The organism is Coleofasciculus sp. G3-WIS-01, from assembly GCF_040223135.1.
GTDB lineage: Bacteria > Cyanobacteriota > Cyanobacteriia > Cyanobacteriales > Coleofasciculaceae > Coleofasciculus.
Genome location: NZ_JAVJZI010000080.1, coordinates 1 through 2,730 on the forward strand (window position 1 = coordinate 1; position 2,730 = coordinate 2,730).

Sequence of the window (2,730 nt, forward strand, 5' to 3'; positions counted from 1 at the left end):
AGTCATCAAATCCGAACTAGGGAAGTATTCGGAAGTCTGTACCAAGTTTAGACTCAGTGCGGATATTCAACTCTTGCGTTGCTAGATTTGTCTCTAGCAATCCCTAACAGAGCAGCGATAGCTAGGTTAGGGTTGTTGAATGGCTTTCCCCCCTTTCACTTTACCCTGGTGATGGTGGGGAGATGCTTTATGGTGATCTAAGATAAATATTTATGAAAAAAAATGTTACAAAGCTTAGTAAAATAACATTATCCGTTAAGTAAGTATTTTTTCTCATCGCCAATGATAGCAAATTCATTTCCCTGGCTGAGTGCGATCGCTCTCCTACCCCTCGTTGCCTCTCTTGCCATTCCCCTACTGCCAGATAAGGGGGGTAAAACGGTGCGATGGTATGCCCTCGGTGTTGCGATCGCGGACTTTCTATTGATGCTGTACACCTTTTGGCAGCATTACGACGCCAGCAGTGCCACATTTCAACTCACCGAAAAGTATACCTGGATACCTCAATTAGGTCTGAGTTGGGCTGTTTCCGTGGATGGACTGTCACTCCCCCTTGTGCTTCTGGCTGGATTAGTGACAACGCTTTCCATTTTCGCCGCTTGGCAAGTCGATCACAAGCCTCGCCTCTTCTATTTTTTAATGCTGGTGCTATATTCGGCACAAATCGGCGTCTTCATCGCCCAAGACATTCTGCTCCTATTTATTATGTGGGAACTGGAACTCGTTCCGGTTTATCTCCTCGTCTCGATTTGGGGGGGACAGAAGCGTCAATACGCCGCGACCAAATTCTTGCTCTATACTGCCGCCGCTTCTATATTTATTTTGGTAGCTGGGTTAGCCATGGCACTCTATGGCGAGGGTACAATCAGCTTTGATATGGTTGAACTGGGTATAAAAGATTACCCCTTAGCTTTAGAACTCCTACTGTATGCCGGATTGTTAATCGCCTTTGGTGTTAAATTAGCAATCTTCCCCTTACACACCTGGCTTCCTGATGCTCATGGTGAAGCCTCTGCACCTGTATCAATGATTTTAGCTGGGGTACTCCTGAAAATGGGCGGATATGGATTAATTCGCCTGAATTTAGAGATACTCTCCGATGCTCATGTTTACTTTGCTCCAATTTTGGCGATGCTGGGGGTGATCAATATCATATATGGCGGATTGAATTCTTTTGCTCAGCCAAATATGAAGCGGCGTCTTGCTTTTTCCTCAGTGTCTCACATGGGGTTTGTCCTACTTGGGATAGCCTCGTTCACGGACTTAGGTATCAGTGGCGCGATGTTACAAATGATTTCCCACGGTTTAATTGCCGCCGTGCTATTCTTCCTCGCTGGGGTTACTTATGATCGCACCCACACCCTAGCTTTAAATAGTATGGGTGGTATTGGTCAGGTTATGCCCAAAGTATTTGCCCTGTTTACCGCCGCCGCGATGGCATCAATTGCCCTTCCGGGAATGAGTGGTTTTGCTAGTGAACTTTCTGTCTTTGTCGGTGTGACAACCAGTGATATTTATAGCTCAACCTTCCGTACAGTGACTGTCTTCCTCTCGGCGTTGGGATTGATTCTTACACCCATCTATCTCCTCTCTCTACTCAGACAAGTATTTTACGGAGCAGGGATTGCCCCAACCTGTGATATTGATAATGCCAACTTCGAGAATAAGGAAGAAGAAGGCGCGGTTTGCTTTGGTACGGATTGTGTTTTGCCTTCTAATGCCGTCTACACCGATGCTCAACCACGGGAAGTGTTTATTGCCGCTTGCTTTTTAGTGTTAATTTTGGGTATTGGGTTCTATCCTAAACTCGCCACCCAGCTTTATGATGCCAAGACAGTAGCGGTGAACACGCAGCTACGAGAAGCTTATTTCCAAGTCGCCCAAGACAAGCCCCAGATTTATGCCCAAGGATTCTCCGTTCCTCAAATTCAGGAACCTATAGCAACGGTTTCCTATAATCGCTAGTTTCTCGAATTTTCTCAGAAATTGCCGATAATATTCTGTAGGGGCGCACCGATGTGCGCCCCACCCATGTCATAAATTCATTAGCTAGGTTCTAAAACAACTGTAAAAAGTCTATGTGGCTTTAGCCTGGAGGTGTCAAACCTGTCTCAACTCATATATTGCACTATTCTGATCAACCGTCGGAGGTTTGAATATTTGGGCTACTATAAATAAAACTTTTATATTCGAGGTTTAAGTTTTAATTTTATAAAGATAAGGGGATGTAGGGGTGGCAGAATAAGCCCTTGGTAAATCCTTATTTGACAGGGTTTTCGGGTTGTAGTATGGTATATAGCGTTAATATATTGTGGTCTTTTTATTGTCAATTTTCACTAAGAAGCGCTTCAAGACCTTAAGGGATGGTTCATTCTTCCTCCCTAGCGTCGGAAAAACTCAAATACTACAAATATACTTAATTACCTAATTTCTCGGACTCGCTCAGGGGCTGATTTGACAAAAAAGCTGTTTGATGCATCTGACAGAAAATTCAATTCCCTAGATGGGTTTTTGGGCGCACATCGGTTTTGGGCGCACATCGGTGCGCCCCTACGGATGATAAATTTTTAATGGCGATCGCACTACAAGAAGGGTAATCGCTGAACGCCCGGAAAACCTTGATACACCGAGTTGACACTCCCACGGCGATAGAGCGCGTGGGATTCTGTATTCAACGTCAAAACTTGCTCTACCAGGCTTGCGCTCCTGTTGCGTAGAGGCTCCAACTCC

The 2,730-nt window shown here is 45.1% G+C and carries 2 protein-coding genes; one reads left to right on the plus strand and one right to left on the minus strand.

All coding sequences use genetic code 11. From position 1 onward, the window contains the following. Positions 1 to 282 precede the first annotated feature (282 nt). Complete coding sequence (locus tag RIM23_RS08510) at positions 283 to 1,965, plus strand: NAD(P)H-quinone oxidoreductase subunit 4 (RefSeq protein ID WP_446366193.1); 1,683 nt, start codon at positions 283 to 285, stop codon at positions 1,963 to 1,965. Between the two features lie 585 nt (positions 1,966 to 2,550). Here RIM23_RS08510 and RIM23_RS08515 read toward each other — a convergent pair. Next, positions 2,551 to 2,730 (minus strand): hypothetical protein (locus RIM23_RS08515; protein WP_446366195.1); only part of this gene is annotated, 180 nt, incomplete at its 5' end.

Bases quoted from the DNA above. Each gene is read 5' to 3' on its own strand.
- RIM23_RS08510 (WP_446366193.1), top strand. From the start codon at position 283: ATGATAGCAAATTCATTTCCCTGGCTGAGTGCGATCGCTCTCCTACCC.